General features: G+C 44.1%; 23 protein-coding genes and 1 other annotated feature. Of the genes, 16 read left to right on the top strand and 7 right to left on the bottom strand.

The genetic code is table 11. The features are described 5' to 3' along the window. Nucleotides 1-251 precede the first annotated feature (251 nt). The 8 genes from B9N86_RS25745 (at nucleotide 252) to rbsB (ending at nucleotide 7,418) form a co-directional block, all read left to right on the top strand. Nucleotides 252-596, top strand: a complete 345-nt coding sequence (locus B9N86_RS25745; RefSeq protein ID WP_208915517.1) for a transposase — start codon at nucleotides 252-254, stop codon at nucleotides 594-596. Beyond that, nucleotides 575-1,504, top strand: a complete 930-nt coding sequence (locus B9N86_RS25740) for an IS3 family transposase (protein WP_208915516.1) — start codon at nucleotides 575-577, stop codon at nucleotides 1,502-1,504. Before B9N86_RS25745 ends, B9N86_RS25740 begins: the two co-directional genes overlap by 22 nt. 252 nt (nucleotides 1,505-1,756) lie before the next feature. Beyond that, entirely contained in the window at nucleotides 1,757-2,746 is a 990-nt protein-coding gene (locus B9N86_RS25735; protein WP_208915922.1) for a LacI family DNA-binding transcriptional regulator, read from the top strand. Continuing rightward, on the top strand, nucleotides 2,739-3,617 hold the full coding sequence (gene rbsK, locus B9N86_RS25730; RefSeq protein ID WP_208920760.1) for a ribokinase: 879 nt from the start codon (nucleotides 2,739-2,741) through the stop codon (nucleotides 3,615-3,617). Before B9N86_RS25735 ends, rbsK begins: the two co-directional genes overlap by 8 nt. A gap of 1 nt (nucleotide 3,618) precedes the next feature. Next, complete coding sequence (gene rbsD, locus B9N86_RS25725; protein WP_208915921.1) at nucleotides 3,619-4,017, top strand: D-ribose pyranase; 399 nt, start codon at nucleotides 3,619-3,621, stop codon at nucleotides 4,015-4,017. Nucleotides 4,018-4,033: 16 nt separating this feature from the next. Beyond that, complete coding sequence (locus B9N86_RS25720) at nucleotides 4,034-5,515, top strand: sugar ABC transporter ATP-binding protein (protein WP_208915920.1); 1,482 nt, start codon at nucleotides 4,034-4,036, stop codon at nucleotides 5,513-5,515. 1 nt (nucleotide 5,516) lies between these two features. Further along, nucleotides 5,517-6,485 carry an ABC transporter permease subunit gene (gene rbsC, locus B9N86_RS25715; RefSeq protein WP_208915919.1) on the top strand — a complete coding sequence of 323 codons (969 nt, stop codon included), beginning with the start codon at nucleotides 5,517-5,519 and terminating at the stop codon, nucleotides 6,483-6,485. Nucleotides 6,486-6,500: 15 nt separating this feature from the next. After that, complete coding sequence (gene rbsB / locus B9N86_RS25710) at nucleotides 6,501-7,418, top strand: ribose ABC transporter substrate-binding protein RbsB (protein ID WP_208915918.1); 918 nt, start codon at nucleotides 6,501-6,503, stop codon at nucleotides 7,416-7,418. A 388-nt stretch (nucleotides 7,419-7,806) separates the two neighbouring features. On the opposite strand, the gene B9N86_RS25705 is transcribed toward rbsB, so the two are convergent. The 5 genes from B9N86_RS25705 to B9N86_RS25685 form a co-directional block, all read right to left on the bottom strand. Further along, nucleotides 7,807-8,616 (bottom strand): AraC family transcriptional regulator, encoded by an 810-nt coding sequence (locus B9N86_RS25705; RefSeq protein WP_208915917.1) that lies wholly within the window; start codon nucleotides 8,614-8,616, stop codon nucleotides 7,807-7,809. A 302-nt stretch (nucleotides 8,617-8,918) separates the two neighbouring features. Then, a complete protein-coding gene (locus B9N86_RS25700; protein ID WP_208915916.1) occupies nucleotides 8,919-9,935 on the bottom strand; it encodes a S66 family peptidase in 1,017 nt (338 codons plus the stop codon). A 117-nt stretch (nucleotides 9,936-10,052) separates the two neighbouring features. Further along, nucleotides 10,053-10,973, bottom strand: a complete 921-nt coding sequence (locus B9N86_RS25695; RefSeq protein WP_208915915.1) for an aminoglycoside phosphotransferase family protein — start codon at nucleotides 10,971-10,973, stop codon at nucleotides 10,053-10,055. A gap of 374 nt (nucleotides 10,974-11,347) precedes the next feature. After that, a complete protein-coding gene (locus B9N86_RS25690; protein ID WP_208915914.1) occupies nucleotides 11,348-12,442 on the bottom strand; it encodes a Gfo/Idh/MocA family protein in 1,095 nt (364 codons plus the stop codon). Nucleotides 12,443-12,461: 19 nt separating this feature from the next. Next, complete coding sequence (locus B9N86_RS25685; RefSeq protein ID WP_208915913.1) at nucleotides 12,462-13,202, bottom strand: ThuA domain-containing protein; 741 nt, start codon at nucleotides 13,200-13,202, stop codon at nucleotides 12,462-12,464. A gap of 312 nt (nucleotides 13,203-13,514) precedes the next feature. Here B9N86_RS25685 and B9N86_RS25680 point away from each other — a divergent pair, with 312 nt between their 5' ends. From B9N86_RS25680 to B9N86_RS25670, 3 genes are read left to right on the top strand one after another with little or no spacing between them, the layout of a single operon-like run. After that, nucleotides 13,515-14,291: a hypothetical protein gene (locus tag B9N86_RS25680; protein WP_208915912.1), complete on the top strand. Its 777-nt coding sequence runs from the start codon at nucleotides 13,515-13,517 to the stop codon at nucleotides 14,289-14,291. A gap of 30 nt (nucleotides 14,292-14,321) precedes the next feature. Continuing rightward, entirely contained in the window at nucleotides 14,322-14,864 is a 543-nt protein-coding gene (locus tag B9N86_RS25675; RefSeq protein ID WP_208915911.1) for a hypothetical protein, read from the top strand. Next, a complete protein-coding gene (locus tag B9N86_RS25670; RefSeq protein ID WP_208915910.1) occupies nucleotides 14,864-15,532 on the top strand; it encodes a PspA/IM30 family protein in 669 nt (222 codons plus the stop codon). Before B9N86_RS25675 ends, B9N86_RS25670 begins: the two co-directional genes overlap by 1 nt. Before the next feature lie 133 nt (nucleotides 15,533-15,665). Here the strand turns inward: B9N86_RS25670 and B9N86_RS30050 are convergent, their stop codons facing one another. Continuing rightward, entirely contained in the window at nucleotides 15,666-15,836 is a 171-nt protein-coding gene (locus B9N86_RS30050; RefSeq protein ID WP_210190707.1) for a hypothetical protein, read from the bottom strand. Nucleotides 15,837-15,920: 84 nt separating this feature from the next. Here B9N86_RS30050 and B9N86_RS25665 point away from each other — a divergent pair, with 84 nt between their 5' ends. Next, nucleotides 15,921-16,214 (top strand): hypothetical protein, encoded by a 294-nt coding sequence (locus B9N86_RS25665; protein WP_208915909.1) that lies wholly within the window; start codon nucleotides 15,921-15,923, stop codon nucleotides 16,212-16,214. Between the two features lie 164 nt (nucleotides 16,215-16,378). Here B9N86_RS25665 and B9N86_RS25660 read toward each other — a convergent pair whose 3' ends face one another. Further along, nucleotides 16,379-17,413 carry a serine hydrolase domain-containing protein gene (locus tag B9N86_RS25660; RefSeq protein ID WP_208915908.1) on the bottom strand — a complete coding sequence of 345 codons (1,035 nt, stop codon included), beginning with the start codon at nucleotides 17,411-17,413 and terminating at the stop codon, nucleotides 16,379-16,381. 238 nt (nucleotides 17,414-17,651) lie between these two features. Here B9N86_RS25660 and B9N86_RS25655 point away from each other — a divergent pair, with 238 nt between their 5' ends. The 4 genes from B9N86_RS25655 to tyrP all read left to right on the top strand — a co-directional run bounded on the left by B9N86_RS25655 (nucleotide 17,652) and on the right by tyrP (nucleotide 23,167). Next, nucleotides 17,652-18,413, top strand: a complete 762-nt coding sequence (locus B9N86_RS25655; RefSeq protein ID WP_208915907.1) for a MerR family transcriptional regulator — start codon at nucleotides 17,652-17,654, stop codon at nucleotides 18,411-18,413. Nucleotides 18,414-18,618: 205 nt separating this feature from the next. Beyond that, nucleotides 18,619-18,839 (top strand) — a binding site (T-box leader). Between the two features lie 95 nt (nucleotides 18,840-18,934). Then, on the top strand, nucleotides 18,935-20,197 hold the full coding sequence (gene tyrS, locus B9N86_RS25650) for a tyrosine--tRNA ligase (protein ID WP_208920758.1): 1,263 nt from the start codon (nucleotides 18,935-18,937) through the stop codon (nucleotides 20,195-20,197). A gap of 47 nt (nucleotides 20,198-20,244) precedes the next feature. Continuing rightward, nucleotides 20,245-20,955 (top strand): protein rep, encoded by a 711-nt coding sequence (locus B9N86_RS25645; RefSeq protein ID WP_208915906.1) that lies wholly within the window; start codon nucleotides 20,245-20,247, stop codon nucleotides 20,953-20,955. Nucleotides 20,956-21,757: 802 nt separating this feature from the next. Next, a complete protein-coding gene (tyrP, locus tag B9N86_RS25640) occupies nucleotides 21,758-23,167 on the top strand; it encodes a tyrosine-tyramine antiporter (RefSeq protein WP_208915905.1) in 1,410 nt (469 codons plus the stop codon). Nucleotides 23,168-23,204: the final 37 nt, after the last annotated feature.

Here is a 23,204-nt window from a genome sequence, read left to right as displayed (position 1 = left end):
AGCAATGTGACTACTCATATAATCCAGTAAAATTCAGTGAATATTGTATAAAGTGCAACCATATTCCAAGATGTAGAGGCGAAGGGAGGATTGTTGCATGCAGTACAACAATAGGAATCGGAAATCGTTTATTTACCTCTTTCCAGAAGGGGTTGTTGTATAATCTACAACAATATCTATAAAGCCCCCTAATCAACTTGGACACTTTCAGAATAAATAATATACAATTAATTTATCTGGAGGCAGTCACTATGAGAGTACAACATAGTAAGTTCGACGAGCTGCGGATACAGGTCGTCGAAGAAGCACTTGAACGGGGGAATGTAGCACTAACAGCACGAAAACATGGCCTCTCCCCTTACTCATTATATAAATGGGTTAAACAATATCGAGATGAGGTGGAGATGACGATGAGTAGAAAGAAGAACATGGACAGACTTGAAGTTCAACCTCAAACTACAGGTGATTGGAAAGAAAAGTATGAACAAGCCACCAAGTTAATTGGGGAAAAAGAACTGGAGATAGCCATCCTCCGAGACCTTGTAAAAAAAACTCATCCACACATCCAATGGAAGTGGCCCGGCAATGGATCCTAAAAGGTTATCCGGTAAGCAAGATCCTGAAGCTGTGTAATGTGCCTCGGTCTACTTACTATTATCAACGTAAGACCACTACCAATTCAAAACAATCAAATAAATCTGGGCGCCCAAAGCCAGGTTATTCCGTCACGTTTAACGGCAAAAAAGTAAGTGATGGACGAATTAAACAGATAATCTTAAAACTTCTTGAAGGTGAAGAATCTGCTTACGGATATCGAAAAATCACTCTTGTGTTACGTAGACGGCACGCTATTAAGATCAACAAGAAAAAGGTATACCGACTTTGTAAAGAACTCGATATTCTAGGCAAACCTAAAGAGCAGAAAGCGGCCTATCCACGCCGTCTAGCTAACAATATGGAAGTAACCGGTCCGAACCAGTTGTGGCAGATGGACGTTAAATACGGCTATATTGCTGGCCTACAGCGTTACTTCTATACGGCAAGTATTATCGATGTATACGACCGCAACGTAGTGGGGCAGTATCGCGGCAAGGAGTGCCTTACAAAAAGTCTTGTTGATACGCTTTATAAAGCATTAATCAAACGAAATATCTTCTCTCAAGAGAAAGAGTTAGTAATCCGAACGGATAATGGCCCTCAGTTTAAGAGTCACAAATTTGGAAAGTTCTTCGAGACACACAAAGAATTTATTATTCATGAACGTACACCGAATCGCAGCCCAAACAAGAACGCGTTCATTGAGTCGTTTCACAGCATCTTAGAACGGGAGTGTTTTAAGCGCCATATTTTTACGGACTTTCAAGAAGCATTTATGGTGCTGGACCGATTCATGGACTTCTACAATAATCGAAGAATCCATATGAGCTTGTATGGGTACTCGCCTGTCGAATTCGCTGAAAAACTTAAGAAAAATGAAGTGAACGCGTTTAAAATCGCGGTATAGTGCGTTCACTACAAGTTCCTTTACAAAGTGTCCAATATTCGGGGGCCTGACCGAATATCAGTAGATATAGATATTCTGCTCATGTAGTGTTGTATTACATACAACATTACTTATCACCTATGTTTGATCATTGATGCAGCCAGCGATCGTGACAGTATCCCTCCAATTTCCATCATAAAAACGCTTGCAGACATAAAAATGATATGTTATGGTATACCTGTAACCGGTTACACATGAATGAGGTGAATTGAGATGGCGACAATTAAAGAAGTGGCAATGACAGCGGGTGTTTCTGTTGCAACAGTTTCAAGGGTTTTGAATCAAAATGGTTATGTCCATGAAGACACCCGCCGAAAAGTTGAAGATGCGATTCGCCAGCTGAATTACACACCGAATGAAGTAGCTCGTTCCTTATATAAAAGAAAATCGAAATTGATCGGATTATTGCTTCCGGACATTACGAATCCATATTTTCCACAGCTGGCCCGTGGTGTTGAAGACCAGATGCAGGAGAATGATTACCGATTGATCTTCGGAAACAGTGATGAGAGCCGGCAAAAGGAAATGGATTACATCCAGACCTTTATTCAGAACAATGTTGTCGGTGTGATTTCATCCACAAATGATCCCGATGCAGACATTTACGCAGGACTGAACATTCCAGTTGTATTTTTGGACAGAACCTCCAATGACCGCCCATCCGTTTACGCAGATGGTCGGGAAGGTGGAAGAATAGCCGCCCGGGAGATGGTTCGGCGCGGCAGCAAGCAGATTACCGTACTGCAAGGTCCGGCACATGTACGGCCCGCTATAGACCGTTTTGAAGGAGCGGTCGAGATTCTTCAAGAGCTGAACATTCCCTATGAGGTGCTCCTGACGACATCCTTTTCTTTAACCGAAGCAGAAGATTGGGCCAAGGAATTGTTTTACAAGTACCCGGACACCGACGGCATTATAGCGAGTAATGATATGGTTGCATCCGCTGTGCTGCAGGAAGCGCATCGGTTGGGGAAAAGGGTGCCGGAAGATGTGCAGATCATCGGTTTTGACGATATTCCATTAAGCAAGCTGCTTGCTCCATCTCTTTCTACGATTCATCAGCCCGCTTATGAAATGGGCCGGGAAGCAGCAGATTTGCTCATTCAATTGATTGAAGGACATCATGTAGAGCGTAACAGTATACAATATTCCGTGAAATTTATAGAACGTCAGACAACGAGAAAGGTGGATCATGATGGCTAAAATAACGGTAGTAGGAAGCACTGCGATGGATTTGGTAGTAACTACATCGAAACGTCCGGGAGCAGGAGAAACGGTGCTCGGTGAGAGTTTTAAGACGGTTCCCGGAGGTAAAGGCGCCAATCAGGCAGTCGCTGCTGCCAGACTTGGCGCAGAGGTTTCAATGATCGGGTGTGTCGGTGATGATCATTTCGGGCAATTGCTCCTGAGCAATTATAAGTCGAACGGTGTTATTACAGACAATGTGGAACCGGTTACAGGTATGGAAACGGGAACAGCCCATATCGTTTTGGCTGAAGGGGATAACAGTATTGTTGTTGTCAAAGCGGCCAATGACCGGGTCACACCGGCGTATGTGGACCGAGCAGTAGATGTCATCAAGGCATCGGATATCGTTCTGATTCAACAAGAAATTCCGGAGGAGACGGTCATTCATGTCAGTGAACTATGTGCGAAATATAACGTTCCGCTCATGCTGAATCCCGCACCTGCCCGTCCAGTACCCCAGGTGGTGGTTGAGAAGGCTGCTTACATTACGCCAAATGAACATGAAGCAGCCATTCTATTTGGAGACGAGCAGCTGGGTGAGGTGCTGCGTCGGTATCCGAACAAGCTGTTCGTAACCGAAGGGAAGAATGGGGTTCGGTATTTCGATGGGACACAGGAAGTTTTGGTGCCAGGATATAAAGTTGAAGCAGTAGATACAACTGGAGCAGGAGATACATTCAACGGAGCATTTGCTGTGGCACTAGCAGAAGGAATGAGTCTGCAGAACAGCTTGAAATTTGCCAACCGGGCAGCTTCCTTGTCCGTCATGAAATTCGGAGCACAGGGCGGTATGCCGACACGCAGTGAAGTTGAAGGGAGTCTTTAATATGAAAAAGAGTGGCATGCTAAACAGTCACATCGCAAAAGTACTGGCGGATCTGGGACATACCGATACGATCGTTGTTGGAGACGTTGGCCTTCCGATCCCTCCAGGGGTTCTGAAGATTGACCTTGCGCTAACGTTAGGACAGCCAAGCTTCCGTGATGTGGTTGATGCGATTGCTGAGGATATGGTTATAGAGAAAGTAATTATTGCGGAAGAAATCAAAGCGGAAAATATGGAAACACTGCAATATATAAATGATCAGTTTAAAGATTGTACGATAGAAGCTTGCTCACATGAGCAGTTCAAGGAGCTAACTCGAAATGCCAAGGCTGTGATCCGTACGGGAGAAGCAAAGCCGTACGCGAATTGCATCTTGCAGGCAGGCGTCAATTTCGGCTGAAAAGGAGGAAAGCATAATGAACATCGAGATGAAAAACATTCATAAATCCTTTGGTACGAACCGTGTTTTGACAGGCGTGGATTTTGATCTCCGTGAAGGAGAAGTTCATGCATTAATGGGTGAGAACGGCGCAGGAAAGTCGACACTGATGAATATATTGACCGGCCTTCACAACCGGGATGAGGGAACGATTGTTATCGATGGGCAGGAAACGTATTTCGGAAGTCCGAAGGAAGCGGAAGAGAGAGGCGTTGCTTTTATCCACCAGGAGCTGAACATTTGGCCAGAGATGACCGTTCTGGACAACTTGTTTATCGGCAAGGAAATGACATCGAAATTCGGATTCCTCAACATGAAACAGATGAAAGCGTTAGCGAAGGAACAGTTCAATAAACTGTCTGTTACGATCCCGCTGGTGCAGGAGGCGGGGGAATGTTCCGTCGGCCAGAAGCAGATGATTGAAATCGCCAAGGCACTGATGACAGACGCTAAAGTTATTATTATGGACGAGCCGACGGCTGCTTTGACCGAGCGTGAAATTCAGAAGCTGTTTGAAGTGATCACTTCATTGAAAAGAGAAGGCGTATCTATCGTGTATATCTCACACCGGATGGAAGAAATCTTTGCTATCTGCGACCGGATTACGGTCATGCGGGACGGTAAAACGGTGGATACGAAAGCGATTTCAGAGACGAACTTTGATGAAGTCGTCAAGAAAATGGTCGGACGGGAGCTCACCGAACGTTATCCGGCGCGTCATCCGAATATCGGAGACGTCGTGCTCGAAGTGAAGAATATCTCCGGTAAAGATCGATTTAAGGACGTAAGCTTTTCCGTTCACGCGGGAGAAATCGTCGGTATATCCGGACTGATGGGTGCAGGACGCACAGAAATGATGAGAGCGATCTTTGGCCTTGACCCGCTGGACAGCGGCGAGGTATGGGTTCGGGGCAAAAAGGTTGCCATCAAGAAACCCGATGATGCCGTTAAGCATGGCATTGGATTTATTACGGAAGACCGTAAAGATGAAGGATTGGTACTGGATTTCTCAGTACGTGAAAATATGGCTTTGACCAACTTGTTCAGCTTTTCTTCTAAAGGGTTTATCTCCGGGAAGAAGGAACAGGAATTTGTTGATACGCTAACGAAACGGCTGCAGATCAAGATGCATACGTCGGAGACGGCCGCACGTAATCTGTCGGGCGGCAACCAGCAGAAGGTTGTTATCGCTAAATGGATTGGCATTGGCCCAAGCGTCCTCATTCTGGATGAGCCAACACGCGGTGTGGACGTCGGGGCGAAGAGGGAAATTTATCAGCTGATGAATGAGCTGACGGAACGCGGCGTGGCGATCATTATGGTCTCCTCGGAGCTGCCTGAAGTGCTCGGCATGAGCGATCGCATTCTTGTCGTTCACGAGGGCAAGATTACCGGTGAATTGGACCGCGAACATGCGACACAGGAACATATCATGACTTTAGCTACAGGAGGACAGTAACATGACAACAATAAATGATGCTAAGGCAGGAAAAGGTTTCAAGGTCTCTAACATGACGCAAAAGCTCGGTCCACTGCTTGGACTGATCATACTCATTGTTATTGTCTCCGTTCTGAATCCGAGCTTTTTGGAACCGCTTAATATCCTGAATCTGCTTCGTCAGGTATCCATTAATGCCCTGATTGCTTTCGGTATGACGTTTGTTATCCTGACAGGAGGCATTGATTTGTCGGTCGGATCTATATTGGCGCTGTCCAGTGCATTTGTTGCCAATATGATGGTGGCCGGGTTCGACCCGATTCTCGCGATTATTATTGGCTGTGCGCTCGGCGGTGTGATGGGTATGATCAACGGTCTTATGATCACGAAGGGGAAGATGGCTCCTTTTATTGCAACATTGGCAACGATGACGATTTTCAGAGGACTTACACTCGTTTATACGAATGGTAACCCGATCACAGGTCTCGGCGATAGTCTGGTATTCCAGCTGTTCGGACGCGGTTATCTGTTTGGCATTCCAGTACCGGCAGTTACGATGATCATTACGTTTGCCGTACTGTGGGTTATCTTGCATAAAACTTCGTTTGGCCGCAAAACCTATGCGATTGGTGGTAACGAGAAAGCTTCGCTTGTATCTGGTATCAAAGTGCCTCGCGTAAAAATTATGATTTACTCCCTAGCAGGCATGTTGTCCGCTCTCGCAGGCGCGATTCTGACTTCCCGTCTGAATTCCGCACAGCCGACAGCAGGTACTTCCTATGAACTGGATGCTATCGCAGCGGTAGTATTGGGCGGAACGAGCCTGTCGGGCGGACGAGGACGGATCGTTGGTACATTGATCGGTGTGCTTATTATCGGAACGCTGAATAATGGATTGAACCTGCTGGGTGTCAATTCCTTCTATCAGATGGTCGTCAAAGGTATCGTGATTGCGATTGCCGTCCTGCTCGACCGGAAAAAATCGGCTTAAGGGGGAGAACTAACGATGAAAAAAACTACTTTGTTCCTTGTATCATTGATGCTGATCTTCATGACTGGATGTTCGTTAGAGCCGCCCGAGTGGGCTAAGCCTAAAGCGAGTGGTGATGTGAAAGATATGAAAATTGGGCTTTCGATTTCTACGCTTAATAATCCGTTCTTCGTATCGCTAAAAGACGGCGTAGTAGCTGAAGCTGCCAAGCAGGGCATAGAAGTTGTCGTAGTCGACGCGCAAAACGACTCTGCCAAGCAGAGTAATGACGTGGACGACCTGATCCAGCAGGGTGTAAATGCACTGTTGATAAACCCTACAGATTCTTCTGCAATTTCTACGGTGGTGCAAACAGCAAACAGTCTGGGCATCCCGGTTATTACGCTGGACCGTTCGGCTGAGCAAGGCGATGTGGAAGCTCTGGTCGCTTCAGACAACATCAAGGGCGGTCAAATGGCAGCGGAATATATGGTGGAACAGCTTGGTGAAGGTACAAAGGTTATTGAGCTGGAAGGTGTACCGGGCGCTTCCGCAACCCGGGAGCGGGGCAAGGGATTCCACGACGTAGCTGACCAAAAACTGAAAGTGGTAGCCAAGCAGTCTGCAGATTTTGACCGAACCAAAGGCCTTAATGTTATGGAAAATCTGCTGCAAGGTAATCCGGATGTGAAGGCAGTCTTTGCCCATAACGATGAAATGGCTCTGGGTGCTATAGAGGCGATCCAAAGCTCCGGTAAAGACATCATGGTCATCGGTTTTGATGGTAATGATGATGCGCTTAACTCGATCAAGGCTGGCAAGCTGACTGCAACAATTGCACAGCAGCCTGAGTTGATCGGACAACTAGCTGTCCAGGCAGCTAAAGATGTGCAGCAGGGCAAAGCGGTTGAGAAAACAATTCCTGCACCGTTGAAGTTGGTAATAAAAGAATAGCAGCTGATAAACGAAAACGAATGAAAGCAGCCTGCTTTCCCGGTTTAATGGGGAGAGCAGGCTTTTTTGGCGGACTGACATTCCGCTATTTTCCCAAAGTCGACGAGTTTTGCAATCGTTCCGGACTGAGAGTTCGTTATTTCCCCAAAACATACCGATTCCGCTTGAATAGGCGCAAATAACGGCCTTTCAGTCCGATACCTCACTCTGATAGACGAAATTGCTCCATATAACGGAACGTGAGTCCGCCCAATGTATCGCCTGTTTATTTAAAACCACTCACGACTAAAGTCACGAATTTGCGTAAACGACTAATCCATATTGATGTTAGTCTTCAGAAACTAATTTTTGTGTTGAGCCGAAGAATGGCTTTAACTTACTACCGATGTTAATCTCCCTTGCGCAGATCGGAGGGTGTTCGCCCCTTCAACGACTTATACACCCGGTTGAACGTCCGGATGCTTGTAAATCCGCAATCAAGCGCAATATCTGTAATGCTGGCATCCGTGGTTTCCAGTTGGATTTCCGTTAAAGAGATTCTTACGGTATTCAAGTAGGTTTTGAAGCTGATCCCGAGCGTCGATTTAAACGTCCGGCTAAAATGATGGGGATCCATGTTAAAATGCCGGGAAATCGAGTCCAGCGTTATTTCTGAACAGCAATTTCCTTCTATGTAAGAAAGGATCTTCTGCATCCGGGCTCTTTGCTCATGAGGTTCTTTGTCCTTCGGAAGTGAAGGAATGCATCTTTGCAGAGAGCCGCACAACTGAAGGATCATTCCCCTGATGATCAACCCTGAACCGGGCTTAGCTTTCGTGCTTTCCTCCAGGATTGAAATCATGAGATCTCCTAGAGGCTGTGTTTTCTGGCTGTCGGTCAGGTAGGGGGAGGAGAACTGGAATTCACTGGGCCAGACACGTAATGCCCCCAGCAGGTCTGGTTTGAAAATAAGAATGATAACGTTTGAATCGGTTCCGCTATTTTCGTAGTAATGAATGTCATTACTCCCGCAAACGACAAACTGTCCTCCGGAAACCAGCCGTTTATCTTCGTTCACGCCGACGAACAGCGACCCCGACACCACATAAATGAGCTCTACTTCTGGATGGCAGTGGGCATGATATCTGATATTGTTAGTTGAAAAAATCGTCATCGGCAGCTCACTGTCGAATTGCCAGTTCTGATAAAAAAACTTCATGCTTCATTGCACCACCAAATATCGAATAGTCTAAAGGGTAAGCCCTTTTCAGCAATTCCATCATAGATAGGATAACTGTATTTGTCCAGCAGTGGGAAGAGATGGAGAACAGTCGATACAAGCGCTGCATGACGGAGGATCGTACCGTATTCCAAATAACAGTCCGGCTCTATCTAACGGGTTCTTCGTTTGGGTGCAAAAATCATTTGGACGAGATAATTGGTAGCACTTTTGCCCATTAAAAAACGATAAAAAGACAGTTTAACGGCTGTTTTTTTATCGTTTTATAGGGAACGGAGTAATTATTGGTTAAAAGATTGCTTTACTGACCCTTTGCCATCTCCAACTTCAATCTCAGCATATGCCCCGTTTATGAAAGTTATTTGTGGTGGAACATGACCACAATCAATATCGTAGATTATTGGTATCTGCAACTCCTCATATAGCTCTTTGTAAATATCCTCCGCTGTATAATTGTCAATAGCTTGATTTGCATCGCTTCTTCCAAACAGAAGACCCGTACAGTTATCAAACCAACCAGCTAATTTCATCTGAACCAAAGACCTGCGTAAATCAGTCGTTGATAGTTCACAATTCTCTAAATACCATAAAATGGGTTCATTATTAATATGATTCTTTTGAAAATGTTGTACATCACCGAACGGTGTGCCAATTAAATGTCTTATCACATCGATACACCCGCCAAGTAAGCGACCCTGTATTTTCACATCAGCATTCGAAATAACTTTCCAATATGTTTGTTCTGTTAGATGAAAGACGCATGGTGAAGGGTCAGAGTGTTTCCATTCCTTTTGATATTTTTCCGATGAATGTTGGATCATTGATTCGCCAGTTTTAGTTGATAAGACAGATTGCCACATTGCAGTTGTGTTATCTGAGAAATCTCCTCTTAAATCAATGAGATTTGTACCATGAGCAGTTGCTATGCCTGTTTTTAAGGTTATTGCTAACAATAATCCACTTATATCTGAATAACCTAAGATCCACTTACTCTTTAAATTTTCAAAATCAATGTATTCAAGAATTTCGATTAAAAGTTCGCCACCCCAAGGTGGGATGATAATACTGATGTAATCATCTCTCATCATTTCATTGAATTCAGTAGCGCGTAATTTGGCTGGTGAAGACTTTGCCTTTTCTTGAGTCCAAACCGTTTCTCCACAAATAACGTTGAATCCCTTCATTTTCATACGATTACATGAAAGTTTAAGTAAATCATGTAATTCGACTTTTACCCCTGACGAGGGTGCGGTTACACCAATTGTTGCTCCTTCTTCTAAAGACGGATATCTAATCATTTATGTCACCTTCTCCAGTTTACATTATTTTACTGAATAGATTCGTGTGAAGCAATATGTTTCAATGATAGCATAGGAATGAGAATTCGTTAGGCTCATAACAGCCGAACCGTGTTATTATTTCAACAAAGTCTTCAACCGCTCTTTCATATAATCATAGCTCGGTCTTGAATCCTGTTTCGCATAAAAGCGAAGCCCGTCAATGGCCTTAACCAGCATATAACAGCGCAGCCGTTCCTCAAAATGAGGGATGTCAACTTTGTTGGCGCTCCATACATCCCGTACTTTTTGAGGGAAATCTAATGTAGAAGACCAGAAGTGCAGACCGGCAACGTCAAACATAAAATCACCATGCATGGCCATCTCCCAGTCCACGATCCCCGTGACCTTGCTGCCATCAGACAGCATGTTGCCTAAATGAAAGTCTCCGTGCACAAGGAGCGGACTGCCCGGGGCATATTGCAGCAGCTCCATCATAGCCGAGTATCCTTCTTCGAACAGTGGCCTTTCCAGAAAGCTTTCGTCATATAACCGAGTCCAATCTTGATAGAAGCCATTTGGATCAATCTTAAAAAATGTTTCAATCGTTTCGACCCATGATGCAGATGAGGTGCTGCCCTCCGGCGATATCCATCCATAACCTTGGGAACGGTCAATGTTCAGTTGACCTAACGCCACCAAATGTTTAGCGACGTCTTTCAATATGATCTCTTGTTGGGATGGAGGAAAGGCACTTATAGGCTTTCCGTGCACCTTATCACTTATGGCAAAGAATACCCCGTCAAGTTCCCCGACCTCTACAACTTTAGGAATAGGCAGACGAGAACCATAGGTCTGGTACATATAGCGTGCCTTTTCCAGTGATTCCTTCGTTTCTTTGAAATGGGCCACGTACGGAAGGCCATTACATTCGAAGCTGAATACTCTGCTGAGTTCTCCCATTTCAATAGGGGACAGGTTAGTTACGGGGCTACCGAGGATCGTCGTCAATTTCTTTTTAGCGACATGAATGTCCATGTTTAACTTAAACGATTTCAAAAGACCATCTCCATTCAAAAGTGGTTTGATGAACTCGGTCAAAAGAACGCAAAAAAGCCGTGATGAACCCTCTTAGGATCAGTCACGGCTTTAGAACCGTTTTAGACAGGGATTAAAAAGCCTGCTAAAGCGATGCATTCCAATGGGCGTTATGATGATCGAGTTCTTCTGATAGCTCATGCTTGAAGTCCATAACAAAGCCAACCCCTATACAGGAGTTAGTTCGTCTCAAGCATAAAGCGTTATTCAATTTATCATTATTGAATAACAGTCAGGAACACGGTCATCATCATCATGATTGGAACACCTCCGTTTTATGGTTAGGTTTATTGTATTTCAGCATACTCAAAAAGACAATGACGAATCGAATGAAATCACGAAGTAAACGAAAGTTCCGCCATAGGCACGGCAGGTTCACACGTGCTCTTCATGTTATAATAGCTGCCTGAATCGGATGAGAGGTGGAAGGCCCACATCGCTTCCAGCACATGATAGGCTAGCTCGCCATTCGCGCGATGCTTTCGCTGATGCAGCAAGGCGTCAGCCATATCGGCAGGCCCGATTCCACGGCTGTTGCCGTCATATCCCTGGACAAGAGGCTCTTCCGTCCATTGCTCCTGACCTAGCTTTCGGTACATGACCTTTCCGCCAAATCCATTAGGATCAGGCACGAGCAGGCTGCCCTCCGTACCATGAATTTCAATATGAGGCAGCGTGCTTCCCCCGAAAATATCGAAGCTCGTAATGAGGGTGGCCACGGCTCCGCCATCAAAATGCATCGTACCGGCCACATGGGTTGGGATATCTACAGGAATGCTTTTGCCATGCTTCTTCTGGCTCGTAATTGTCCGTTCTGTCAGTGCTTTGCTCGTAATGCCGGCTACTGTCCGGACAGGACCGAGCAGCTGTACGAGTGCCGTTAAATAATAGGGTCCCATATCAAACATTGGACCTCCGCCTTCTGCATAATAAAACTCCGGATCAGGATGCCAGTGCTCGTGACCGCGGCTCATCATGAACGCTGTAGCCGAAACAGGGCGGCCAATGGTTCCCTCAGAAATCAATTTCAGAGCGGTCTGGATACCGGCGCCAAGGAATGTATCCGGGGCGCTTCCGACAAGCAGACCTTTTTGCGCAGCTGTATCCAATACTTTACGCCCTTGCTCGAGCGTCAGAGTCAGCGGCTTCTCAACATAGACATGCTTCCCGGCTTCCAGAGCCTGAAGGCTCACTTCGGCGTGTACGGCCGGAATCGTCAGATTGATCACCAGGTTAATCTCAGGATGGGCGAGTAACTCCTCTGTTGTACAAACTAAAGGGATGTCATGTTTATCCGCTTGGGCTTTGGCTTTGTCGAGATCTAGATCAGCACAAGCGATGAGGTCCAGTACTGCGAATTTTTTGCAGTTTTCCATGTAGATGTTGCTGATATTTCCGCAACCGATAATTCCAGCTTTTATAGTTTGCATTGTAGTTATCTCCTTTTCATCAATCCACTTGACTATCGCCCATGCCGCTGTAGATGTTAGCCTTAGAGCCGGACCCTAAACCCGCATTCGCTTCTGTAGAGACTTTTCCTTCAGCAGCCCATAACAGTCCTCGGGTCATCAATTCCTTAATACTCGGCATTTCAACAATGTTGGCATGATGGCCCAGCGAGTTGTAGTACACTCTTCCGTGGCCCCAACGCTTTGTCCATACAACAGGCATATCTACAGCCTTATTAAACCGGTGAGGACCGTCGGCGACAGGAAAGCGGGTAGTGGCTAGCACTTCAACCGCGGGGTCTACATGTAAGTAATATTGCTCTGATTCTACTATGAAGTCTTCCATTCCCTGAACCAGAGGGCTGGAGCTTTGTTTTATTTCCACGGTATATTTCACGCCGTCGTTGCCGGGGTGTGCCACCCACTGCCCTCCGGTCATAAATTGCCAGTCCACATTGTTACGGAAAGCATCACACATCCCGCCGTGGCATCCTGCTAGTCCAGTCCCGCCCTGTACCGCTTCGGAAATGTTGTTCACATACTCCTGCGAAATCTCTCCCATCGTCCATACTGGAACGATCAGATCGAGGCTTTTTAGCTTGGACCCATCTCCAAAAGCATCAAGCGTATCAGATACTTCTACTTGAAACTGATGTGCTTCTAAAATATTTGCGAAAATAGCTGCGATTTGCTGCGGCTCATGACCATCCCAGCCGCCCCAAACGATCAGTGCTTTTTTCATTAGTGATAACACTCCTCAAATTGTTATAATTCGGAAATTTTTACCCAGCGGTGTTCCTGTACAGAACGATCTACGGCTTAACCTCCTAGGAATGATCGAAAGTAAGCCATGGCGTTGTTGTAACGCTTTCATTATAGGAAATACAGAAACAATTCTCTCGCCAGTTTATGTTTTGATATGGACAAAAATTGTAGTATTCAGCAAACATTCAGCGGAGCCTAAGTGTCCCATAACGTTCTGCTAAGTTTCATCTCAGGTTAAGGTTATATACTTCGAAATGTAAGACCAAACAACATTAAGGAGCGATGAGAGATGATTTATATCGGTAAAAAAGTAATTGCAGGGAGCATTATAGCAAGTGTGGTATTGGGAGGAGCAGGTTATCTGCAGAATAATACGTTTGCTGCCAGTGCAGATACCTCCACTAAGGTTACGGATCAGGCGGCGTCGGACACGGCTAAGAAAGAAGCGGGTGACAAAGTCAGGGAGGATGACAGCAAAATGGGACACTTCCGTGGCGGATTCGGGGGCGGTAGCTTGATCAAACAAACGGCTGAGGTGCTGGACTTGAAGGAAAGCGACATCCGGACTCAGCTCGAAGCGGGGAAAACATTTGCCGGAATTGCGGAAGATAAGGGTCTTACGAAAGCAGCCTTTTTGCAAAAGTTGATCGATGCCGAAACGAAGAAGATTGATGAACGCAAGAGCGAAGGTGCGCTGACGGACAACCAGGCAGTGGAGCAGAAAGAGAAGCTGAGTGACCGTCTGGAGCAGGCCATTGAGAGCAGTGACATAGGGAGAGGCGGACATGGCAAGGAAAGCGGGATGGATCACGGAATGGGCAGATTCGGAAAGACAGATGAAATTGCTGAGATTCTCGGCATGACGGAAGAGAAGCTGAAGGAGGGACTTGAAGAGGGGAAAACGATTGCTGAGCTTGCTGCGTCTAAGGGTATCAGCGAGACAGACCTGATCCAGAAACTGAAAGACAATATGACAGAGCCGTTGAAACAGTGGGTGAACGAGAAGCATACAGCTCCGGATAAAAAGGCGGAAACAACAACAGAAACCGAGGCAGATGCTACTTAATAAATAGAGGCAGGAAAGGAGGAGGAGTAAATGAAACAAAAACGGGGATTATCGTGGTTTTGGATCGGCTTAACGGTAGTCGTTCTCATATGGCTTGGCATTAAAGCTGCCGACTTAATCGGTCACTTGGCACATGTCGAGGGACCGCGAGGATTCGGACGAGGACAGGGCTTTGGACATGGTGGCCCTCACCGCTTAGTATCCCATCATGGCTACGGTATTTTTGGAATGTCAGCTGTATTTGCAATGTTAATGAAGGTGTCACTGCTTGCTCTGTTTGCAGTTATTTGGGCGAAGGCCTCCGGTCTGTTGAAATGGGGGGGAGCCGCACTCACCGGTGTGGTTCTAATGAGCCTGCTGACTCCGTTCTGGGGACTCGCCGTGATGATTGTATTGTTCCTGACCAAGGGCAGAATGAACCGGCTGAAGCATGATTACGGAAATCTTTCAGGAACGCCGACCGGTACATATCCGGTATATGACGTGAGCGGTTTTTACACATCATCGGCTTATGAACGAGGAAGAATGCTTGATGAATGGGAGAAAAGTAATCACAAGGAGGAGAAACAATAATGGGTGTTTTCGGAAGAGTGAAAGAGATAGCGGTAGCTGACATACATCATATGCTGGATCGGATGGAAGATCCGATTCCTATGGCTAAGCAGTATATTCGTCAGGTGGAGGAGCAATTGGATCATACCCGTCAGGCTCTGATTCAACAGCTGGCTGCAGAGCAGAAGTACGATGTGATGATAGCCAGGGCTAAAGAGATGGTGGGAAAAAGGCTGCGCCAGGCGGAGCTCGCTGTGGAACGTGATGAAGAGCCTATTGCGGAAATTGCTGTTCAGGACAAGTTGTATCATGAGCGGCTGGTTCAGGAGTATGAAGGACAAAGGGAGGTCATCCGTCAGCAGGCGGATTTATTGAGGAAGCAGACGGTACAGTTAACGGATATGCATCAGGATTTGCAGAACCGGTTGTTCTTCCTAGTCTCCCGTATCGATGCGGCACAATCGATGAAGTCGGCTTACTCGACATTAACGAATCTTGACACCGATAGAGTGGCAAGGGGCTTTACACGGGTGGAAGAAAAATTGTGCTATTTGGAGAGAAGCATGAATGTCCGGCAGTACGGCTCAGCTGCTTCTCATCCGGCAGAAAAGTTGGACGTCTTTGAGGCACAGGAAGATATCAAAGCGGAATTAGACAGAATCAAGGAGGCTAAAGGAAAGAGTGAATAATGAAGGGTTAAAAGGGTCCGTTCCAAAAGTGGTAACCTCACTTGAAGAATAGATCGCTTTAATCAAAAAAAGGTACGAAAAATAAAGAAACGGCGGTGCAGGAGGTTATTCATGCACCGTCATTTCTTTACTTCTATATATTGCTGCTTTCTTGATTTTCGTATTCTTCATATTTCCGTAGACGAGGCAGCAGGTCCTTTCGGAGTGCGCGAACCGTCTTCTTAAGCGGTTTGTCCCTTGGTTTCATATGCAGTCTTTCTTCCAGCATTTTAAGCAAACATTTACCGCAGTTTAAGTGTCTCATAACGATCTATTAAGCTTGCTCTCAGGTTAAGGCTATATACTTAGGAATATAAGATCAAACAACAATATTGAGGAGCGATGAGAGATGATTTATATAGGTAAAACATTAATTACAGGAAGTATTTTAGCAAGCTTGATTTTGGGAGGAGACGCTTATCTGCAGAACGATGCATTAGCTGACAGTACAGATACCTCCAACAAGGCTACCAATCAGGCTGTGTCGGACAAGGCTAAGAAAGTTGCGGATGACAAAATCAGTGAGGGTAACGGTCAAATGGGACATGACAAGGAAAGCCGGACGGATACAGATACTAAGGACATAAGCGAGGTCTTCCTGATCCAAAAGCTGATAGACAATATGACAGAGTCGCAGAAATAATGGATGAATGAACATACAGCGCCGGATTAAAAAGCTGGAAACAACAACGGAAACCGAGGCAGAGGGAGTTTATGAAGCAAAAATGGGGGAGACGGACTCACCGGTGTGGTGCAGATGAGTCAGCTGACTCCGTTCTTAAGACAGGTTCGAATTCGTTACCTGCATTAAAGTGTAAGGGAGTTGAATATTTCTCCAATAATCCCTTTTAACTGATGAACACCTAAATCTGTATTTGTCATAATGACTGCGCCCTTCTCTAAGTATGGATACGCCACCATCATACATTGAAATCCTACACCCCAACCAAGTGAAGAAATTTTAAGTTCATGTTGTGAACCATCTAGAAAAACTCCTAGTCCAGTCCATTCTTTACAACCTTGAGATGTAATCAATTCTTTCATCTTATTTACAGAAAGGCCCAGTTTACTTTTGCTTTTTAGGGAATTTATTAATTCAATCATCAGAACGGCTAAATCGGACGGTGTTGTCCAAAGTCCAGAAGCTGCTGGATAAGGACATATCGGATACTTGCCATCAACTAGACTGCCATTTTTATGATGTCCACAAGAGAATTGTTCGCTCATTGCGGTTGGAATTGACTGAATTATCGTGCTGTTTTTCATATTTAACGGCTCAAATACAAGTTCATTCATTACTACCTCAAAAGGCTTTTCAAAAACATCTTCTATCAGTTGTTGTATGATACAAAAACCTGCATCTGAATAATGAAAGTCACTCCCGGGCTCATACATCATTTTAATAGGTTCTTTACAATATGAGGTTCTTCCCTCTAATAGATCAACCATTGAAGGAATGCCTTGAGTGGAATCAAGTTCACTAAAACTTCCGTCAGGTTCAATTACCCCCGATTGATGACTAAGTAATGTTCGAAGGGTAACTTTTTTACTTTGAGTAAATTCATGATCAGGAATCTTCCAAGAAGTAAGTTTATTATTTAAATCTTCATCTAAATCAACAATACCTTGTTCAGCTAACTTCAAAACTAATATGGAGGTTAAAAATTTACTTATTGAGCAAGCACTAAAAATAGAATTTCTGTTTACCTTGTTATTAGTTCCTGTCTCAAGAACTCCAAAACCTTCCGTCATACTAATTAGGCCATTATGAATTAGAGCAATGCTTAAACCAGTTACATTATAATGCTCCATCCGTTCATTCATATTAATATTTAATTTCATATCCCCAATCATCCTCCCTATTTCTCTATATTATAGAACATAAGTTCGCACCCGAGCAATTATTTTTAATACAAATTTTTCAAGATATAAAGAATTAATCGCATGAAAAACTTCCGATAAAAGCGGTCTGTCAACTGTGAGAATATGCCCAAGAACGTTTTTCTTTTGAATGGGAAAAATAGATGTTGACCTTAACGTTACGTAAAGGTGTACAGTGAAGTTGTCAGGAGGTGAACTCATGGAGTATACCATTCAGAGGCTGGGGCATCTGGCCGGGATCAGTACGAGAACCCTGCGATATTACGACGAGATTGGCATTCTTAAGCCGGCAAGAATCAACTCGTCAGGTTACCGTATTTACGGCCAGTTCGAGGTGGATCAGCTGCAGCAAATATTGTTCTACAGGGAGCTCGGACTTCAGCTGGACCAGATTAAGCAGATCATCACCTCGCCTTCTTTTGACAGCGTACACGCTCTGAAACAGCACCGTGAGCAGCTCCAGAACAAAAGAAGACAGTTGGATTTGCTTATTGTAAATGTGGATAAAACGATAGCATCCGCGGAAGGGAGAATCATGATGAGTGATCAGGAGAAATTTGAAGGCTTCAAGCAAAAAATGATAGATGATAACGAGAAAAAATACGGGAAAGAGATTCGTGAAAAATACGGAGATGATACCGTAAACCAATCCAATGCCAAACTGAAAAATATGACACAGGAGCAGCACGAACAGGTGACTGGACTAGCGGAAGAGGTGAAAGATACGCTCGCTCAGGCTTTTAAACAGGGTGATCCGGCAGGAGAGCTGGCTCAAAAAGCAGCGGATTTGCATAAACAATGGCTAACCTTTTATTGGAATCAGTACAGTAAAGAAGCGCACGCCGGTTTGGCCCAAATGTATGTGGACGATGAGCGATTTAAAGCTTACTATGATGCAGAGCAGCCGGGAACCGCTGAATTTTTGAGAGATGCGATACTCATTTATACTCAGATGGCATAGTGTGAGAGAGAATTATTATATCAGGAAAAAGATGGATAAATATTATACTGAAAGTATGCAGATAATAAATGAGTCCCAAAGGTAGCCTTTGGCAACACATCTACAGCCCTAGTAAACGGTGATCAAAATCTTTTACGTAGATTTTTGAAAATAGGTGTTGACAAACCATATGTACAGGACTAAGATGTGTATTAATCTAATATTGGATAACACGATGAAAGAGCGAAGTAGCAATTTTGTCCCTGTACTCAGAAAGCCAGGGGTCGATGCGACCTGGCACACACACAATTGCGAATTACACTCTGGAGGATCTTAGGTAACGCTAAGCGGATTGGCAATCGATATTATTGCCGAGAGTGGTATTAACAGTGACTGCAGCCTGTTAATGCAATTTGGGTGGTAACACGGTTAATAATCGTCCCTATGTCTATTACAGACTAGGCGACGATTTTTTTGTTTTTCTTGTCTTTTTTATCAACACACTAACTTAAAATAAATTACCAAGGGAGCGAACCAAAATGATGAACATTATCGATGAACTCGAATGGCGCGGAGCCATCAATCAACAAACAGATGCAGAGGGATTGCGTAAACTGACAAGCGAGAAATCGGTATCGCTATACTGTGGGGTTGACCCGACCGGAGACAGTATGCACATTGGCCACTTGATTCCCTTTATGATGCTGAAACGTTTCCAGATGGCCGGTCACCGTCCTGTTATTCTGATTGGTGGAGCTACTGGTACAATCGGCGATCCAAGCGGCAGAACTTCAGAACGCACATTGCAAACGATGGATCAAGTTCAGAAAAACGTTGATGCTCTGACAGCACAAATGAAGAAACTGTTTGTCAACGAGGGTGACACAGGATTACGCATGGTGAACAACTTTGATTGGACACATAACTTAACGATATTGGATTTCCTTCGTGACTTCGGGAAAAACTTCAGTGTCAACACGATGTTGGCCAAAGATATCGTTGCAAGCCGTCTTGATAGTGGAATTTCGTTTACCGAATTCTCATACCAGATTCTTCAATCCATGGACTTCCATCACTTGTTCACACAATTAGATGTGCAGCTTCAGATCGGAGGGGCAGATCAATGGGGTAATATTACAAGTGGTCTTGACCTTATCCGTAAAAAAGAAGGTTCGGAAGCGAAAGCATTTGGTCTTACCATTCCATTGATGCTTAAAGCGGATGGAACGAAGTTTGGTAAAACTGCGGGTGGCGCTATCTGGCTGGATCCGAATAAGACGACTCCATTTGAATTCTACCAGTTCTGGGCAAACACAGACGACCGTGACGTTATCAGATACCTGAAATTCTTCACTTTCTTGACCAAAGAACAGATTGATGAGCTGGAAGTTAAGGTACAGACCGAGCCGCACAAACGTGAAGCACAGCTTAAACTGGCTGAAGAAATGACGAGATTTGTTCACAGTGAAGAAGCTCTGATACAAGCTCAGAAAATTACAGAGGCTCTGTTCAGCGGGGAAATTAAGTCGCTGACAGCCGATGAAATCGAGCAAGGCTTCAAAGAAATGCCGACATTCCATGCTTCGAAAGAATCTAAAAATATCATCGATTGGCTAGTCGATTTAGGCATTGAGCCTTCCAAACGGCAAGCACGTGAAGATGTTACCAGAGGTGCCATCTCTATGAATGGAGAGAAGGTTACCGATATGGATATGGAAGTTTCAGTCGATAACTCCTTTGATGGACGGTTCATTATTATTCGCAAAGGCAAAAAGAACTACAGCCTGGTGAAATTGGGAGAATAGCTCTTTAGCTATTCTCCACCCCATCACTCGTGGAGGCGAGGTTAAAAGTGTCTGAATCGTGGAAAAGATCGCTTCAATACGCTTTTACTAATCACCGAATCATCTCTGGCATTAACCATGATCAGCAAGTCAATTGGCTTAGTTTGGATCTTGTTCTTGATCAGGTTCCATTCGATCAGATCAATGCAGAATTAGATCATATGTTGGTGGCATTTAATCGTTTATTTAAATACAAAAGTGTTAAACAGGTAGCACTGGGTTATTTTCGAATGCTGGATGTTATGCAGCATGGCGATCTATACCAAGCCAAGATTCACCTTCTTCTGCCCACGTTAAAGAGTTACTTTCAGGGCAGATACTATCTGAAGTATGATGCATGGTTGTCTCTGTGGCGCAAAGCACTGAACTGCGAATCAGATCTTAGGGCGCTTGTCAATGTGAGCGTCATGAGTGGAAAGAGCGATCAACGTCGAATTATTCGCAAAATGGAGTTTGGATTGCAGCAGCTGCATCAAGAACTGGGGTGTGAATCTGCTGGTTTTAACGGATCGCTTACTGGACGCAGATGGATCGGTTACAGTAGATTGCTTAAAGAGTACATGGTTCCGCCGAAATCCATCACCAGTTCTAACATGAATTTCTATAATACGGAAGATTCAATTGCTAACAGCGCGTTTGAATCGATGGTTCAGTGGTACCCGGGCGTACGAAACGATGCAAACATCAATCCTATCTTTGGAAATATAAAATTACCGTGATGTATATCACAATTTCATAGTGATCTACATCACTCCAAGACTGGTTTTAAGTCATGAAAAATGACTAAAACCAGTCTTTTTTTTGTCATTTTAGCCCAAATATATGAGTTCAGACAAAGGCTATATTTGCGCATATTGGAAGGTTATAACTGTTCCTGAATGGAATCTGTGGGTATTTTAGTCATCTCTAGTATGATGTCGATTTGCACAACAACCTTAATGAATAACTATGTTGTGATTAAGTATTCACTTTGTGTTTCCTGAATGGAATGCCAATCTTCATAAAACAAGACCCACGATCTTCAATACTTGATTCATGTGTCAGATGAAGATCATCTTTCACAAGCCAATCTATAGTTACCGGAAGTGGAGTACTGCTCTTTTGAAAAATTACTTCAGACAGGAAGACGGGAGGTATAAAAGAAGGGAAATATCAGCTAGGTCAAATAAATTCAATATACATAAATGAGAATAATTATACATTAATTTATCTAGAAAATGCTTTTATCAATAAAAGCGTTAAACCTTTTAAGCATCTATGAATAGCGTGGTGAAAGCGTTGGTGTATATAACAACAAGATTTTGGGAAAAGAGATAAAATCCATATGTGACAAGGCTTTGAAGCGAATTGACAAAACAAAAAAATGAGGCGTATACTGACGACACAAGTTAATCGATTAACAAAAAAATATAAATTTTCGTGACGTTAAGGTGGTGAAGTCCAAACATTGTTCCTATGTTTTAATTCATTGTTTATGCACCGAGGTTAGAGAATAGGATAGAGAAAGAAGGATCGGATTTTATGGCCAATTCTAAAAAATTGACTCTGTTTGGCTTGATCGGTATCACCATGGCTTTCTTTGGTACCGTACGTAGTGTACCGACGCTGTCCGCTACGGGTTGGACACAGATTTTTTACATGCTGGTGGCGGCAATTTTGTTTGCCCTTCCCATTGCACTGATGTCCGCCGAGATGTCAACAGGATTTCCCGAAGAGGGTGGTCCGCAAGTATGGGTCAAAAAAGCATTAGGAGAAAAGTGGGGCTTCGTTACATCCTGGCTGTTATGGGTTCAAATGTTTTTCGGGATGGTAATGGTTGCATCCACTGTCGGCGTACTGTTTGGTTACGTCATTAATAAACCTGAGCTTTCATCCAATAACGTATTCATTTTTATAGTAATTCTTATTTCTTACTGGGGTGTAACCTTGTTGAACCTGAAATTCGACATGGTAAAGATTGCGGGTAACTGGGGCGCAATTATCGGTGTATACATTCCATTTGTATTTCTCGTAATCCTTGGCGTTATGTACATGATCAAAAATGGTATTCAACCTGAAAGCTACCTAGGCAACTTCAAGGCAAGCGACTTGCTACCTAACCTTTCAGATCTGGGAAGTTTGGCTTATTTGTCAGGTATTATCTTTATCTTCGCTGGTGTGGAGATTTCTTCGGTCCATGCGAACAACATTGAAAATCCGAAACGGAATTATCCAATTGCCGTTATTGCATCTGTAATATTGCTTGTTATTTTCAACCTTGTTGCCGGTTTGACTGTGTCCAATGCAGTGCCAATGGGCAAGATGGAATTAGCGAATATTACACAACCGTATATGATTTTCTGTGAGAATTTAGGCATTCCATCCATTTTCGTCAATCTTATTTCCGGCATGATTTTGATTGGTGTGTTGGTTCAGCTGAGCGCCTGGGTACTTGGACCAAGTAAATCGATGATTAAAGTAGCGGATGAGGGTAACTTGCCTCCGTTCTTCCAAAAAAGAACTTCCAAGAATGTTCCTATTACATTCGTTATGATTCAAGCGATTGTCATCTCGCTTGTGTCGGTTCTATATATTGTTGTACCTAATGTCAACAGCGCATTTCTTATCATAACAATCACAACAACGATTTTGTATTGTATCGTTTACGCGTTGATTGCTATTTCCGCGATCCGCTTGCGTTATAAAATGCCTGAAGTTGAGAGACCGTTCAGACTTGGTGCCAAAGGCAATGGATTAATGTGGTTTGTATCCCTGTTGTCCTTGCTTAGTGTAGGCATTACACTTACCGTCAGCTTGATTCCGCCTTCCGTTCTGGAGCCAAGCCAGTATACAGGCTACATCATTTATCAAGTAGGAGCTACGATTGTGATGGTGGGTATTGCTCTGATTATCAATAAAATGAAGAAGCCAAGCTGGAAGAAAAGTGAATAACTTCACATAACATTGTTGACTAACTTTTTAATCATAT

This window comes from Paenibacillus uliginis N3/975, from assembly GCF_900177425.1.
GTDB lineage: Bacteria > Bacillota > Bacilli > Paenibacillales > Paenibacillaceae > Paenibacillus_AQ > Paenibacillus_AQ uliginis.
This window is presented reverse-complemented; position numbering and strand designations above follow the sequence as displayed.

Excerpts from the sequence above, each read along its gene's own strand:
- B9N86_RS25745 (WP_208915517.1), top strand. The coding sequence starts at position 252 with ATGAGAGTACAACATAGTAAGTTCGACGAGCTGCGGATACAGGTCGTC.
- B9N86_RS25735 (WP_208915922.1), top strand. The coding sequence starts at position 1,757 with ATGGCGACAATTAAAGAAGTGGCAATGACAGCGGGTGTTTCTGTTGCA.
- rbsK (WP_208920760.1), top strand. The coding sequence starts at position 2,739 with ATGGCTAAAATAACGGTAGTAGGAAGCACTGCGATGGATTTGGTAGTA.
- rbsD (WP_208915921.1), top strand. The coding sequence starts at position 3,619 with ATGAAAAAGAGTGGCATGCTAAACAGTCACATCGCAAAAGTACTGGCG.
- B9N86_RS25720 (WP_208915920.1), top strand. The coding sequence starts at position 4,034 with ATGAACATCGAGATGAAAAACATTCATAAATCCTTTGGTACGAACCGT.
- rbsC (WP_208915919.1), top strand. The coding sequence starts at position 5,517 with ATGACAACAATAAATGATGCTAAGGCAGGAAAAGGTTTCAAGGTCTCT.
- rbsB (WP_208915918.1), top strand. The coding sequence starts at position 6,501 with ATGAAAAAAACTACTTTGTTCCTTGTATCATTGATGCTGATCTTCATG.
- B9N86_RS25705 (WP_208915917.1), bottom strand. The coding sequence starts at position 8,616 with ATGAAGTTTTTTTATCAGAACTGGCAATTCGACAGTGAGCTGCCGATG.
- B9N86_RS25700 (WP_208915916.1), bottom strand. The coding sequence starts at position 9,935 with ATGATTAGATATCCGTCTTTAGAAGAAGGAGCAACAATTGGTGTAACC.
- B9N86_RS25690 (WP_208915914.1), bottom strand. The coding sequence starts at position 12,442 with ATGCAAACTATAAAAGCTGGAATTATCGGTTGCGGAAATATCAGCAAC.
- B9N86_RS25685 (WP_208915913.1), bottom strand. The coding sequence starts at position 13,202 with ATGAAAAAAGCACTGATCGTTTGGGGCGGCTGGGATGGTCATGAGCCG.
- B9N86_RS25680 (WP_208915912.1), top strand. The coding sequence starts at position 13,515 with ATGATTTATATCGGTAAAAAAGTAATTGCAGGGAGCATTATAGCAAGT.
- B9N86_RS25675 (WP_208915911.1), top strand. The coding sequence starts at position 14,322 with ATGAAACAAAAACGGGGATTATCGTGGTTTTGGATCGGCTTAACGGTA.
- B9N86_RS25670 (WP_208915910.1), top strand. The coding sequence starts at position 14,864 with ATGGGTGTTTTCGGAAGAGTGAAAGAGATAGCGGTAGCTGACATACAT.
- B9N86_RS30050 (WP_210190707.1), bottom strand. The coding sequence starts at position 15,836 with ATGAGACACTTAAACTGCGGTAAATGTTTGCTTAAAATGCTGGAAGAA.
- B9N86_RS25665 (WP_208915909.1), top strand. The coding sequence starts at position 15,921 with ATGATTTATATAGGTAAAACATTAATTACAGGAAGTATTTTAGCAAGC.
- B9N86_RS25660 (WP_208915908.1), bottom strand. The coding sequence starts at position 17,413 with ATGAAATTAAATATTAATATGAATGAACGGATGGAGCATTATAATGTA.
- B9N86_RS25655 (WP_208915907.1), top strand. The coding sequence starts at position 17,652 with ATGGAGTATACCATTCAGAGGCTGGGGCATCTGGCCGGGATCAGTACG.
- tyrS (WP_208920758.1), top strand. The coding sequence starts at position 18,935 with ATGAACATTATCGATGAACTCGAATGGCGCGGAGCCATCAATCAACAA.
- tyrP (WP_208915905.1), top strand. The coding sequence starts at position 21,758 with ATGGCCAATTCTAAAAAATTGACTCTGTTTGGCTTGATCGGTATCACC.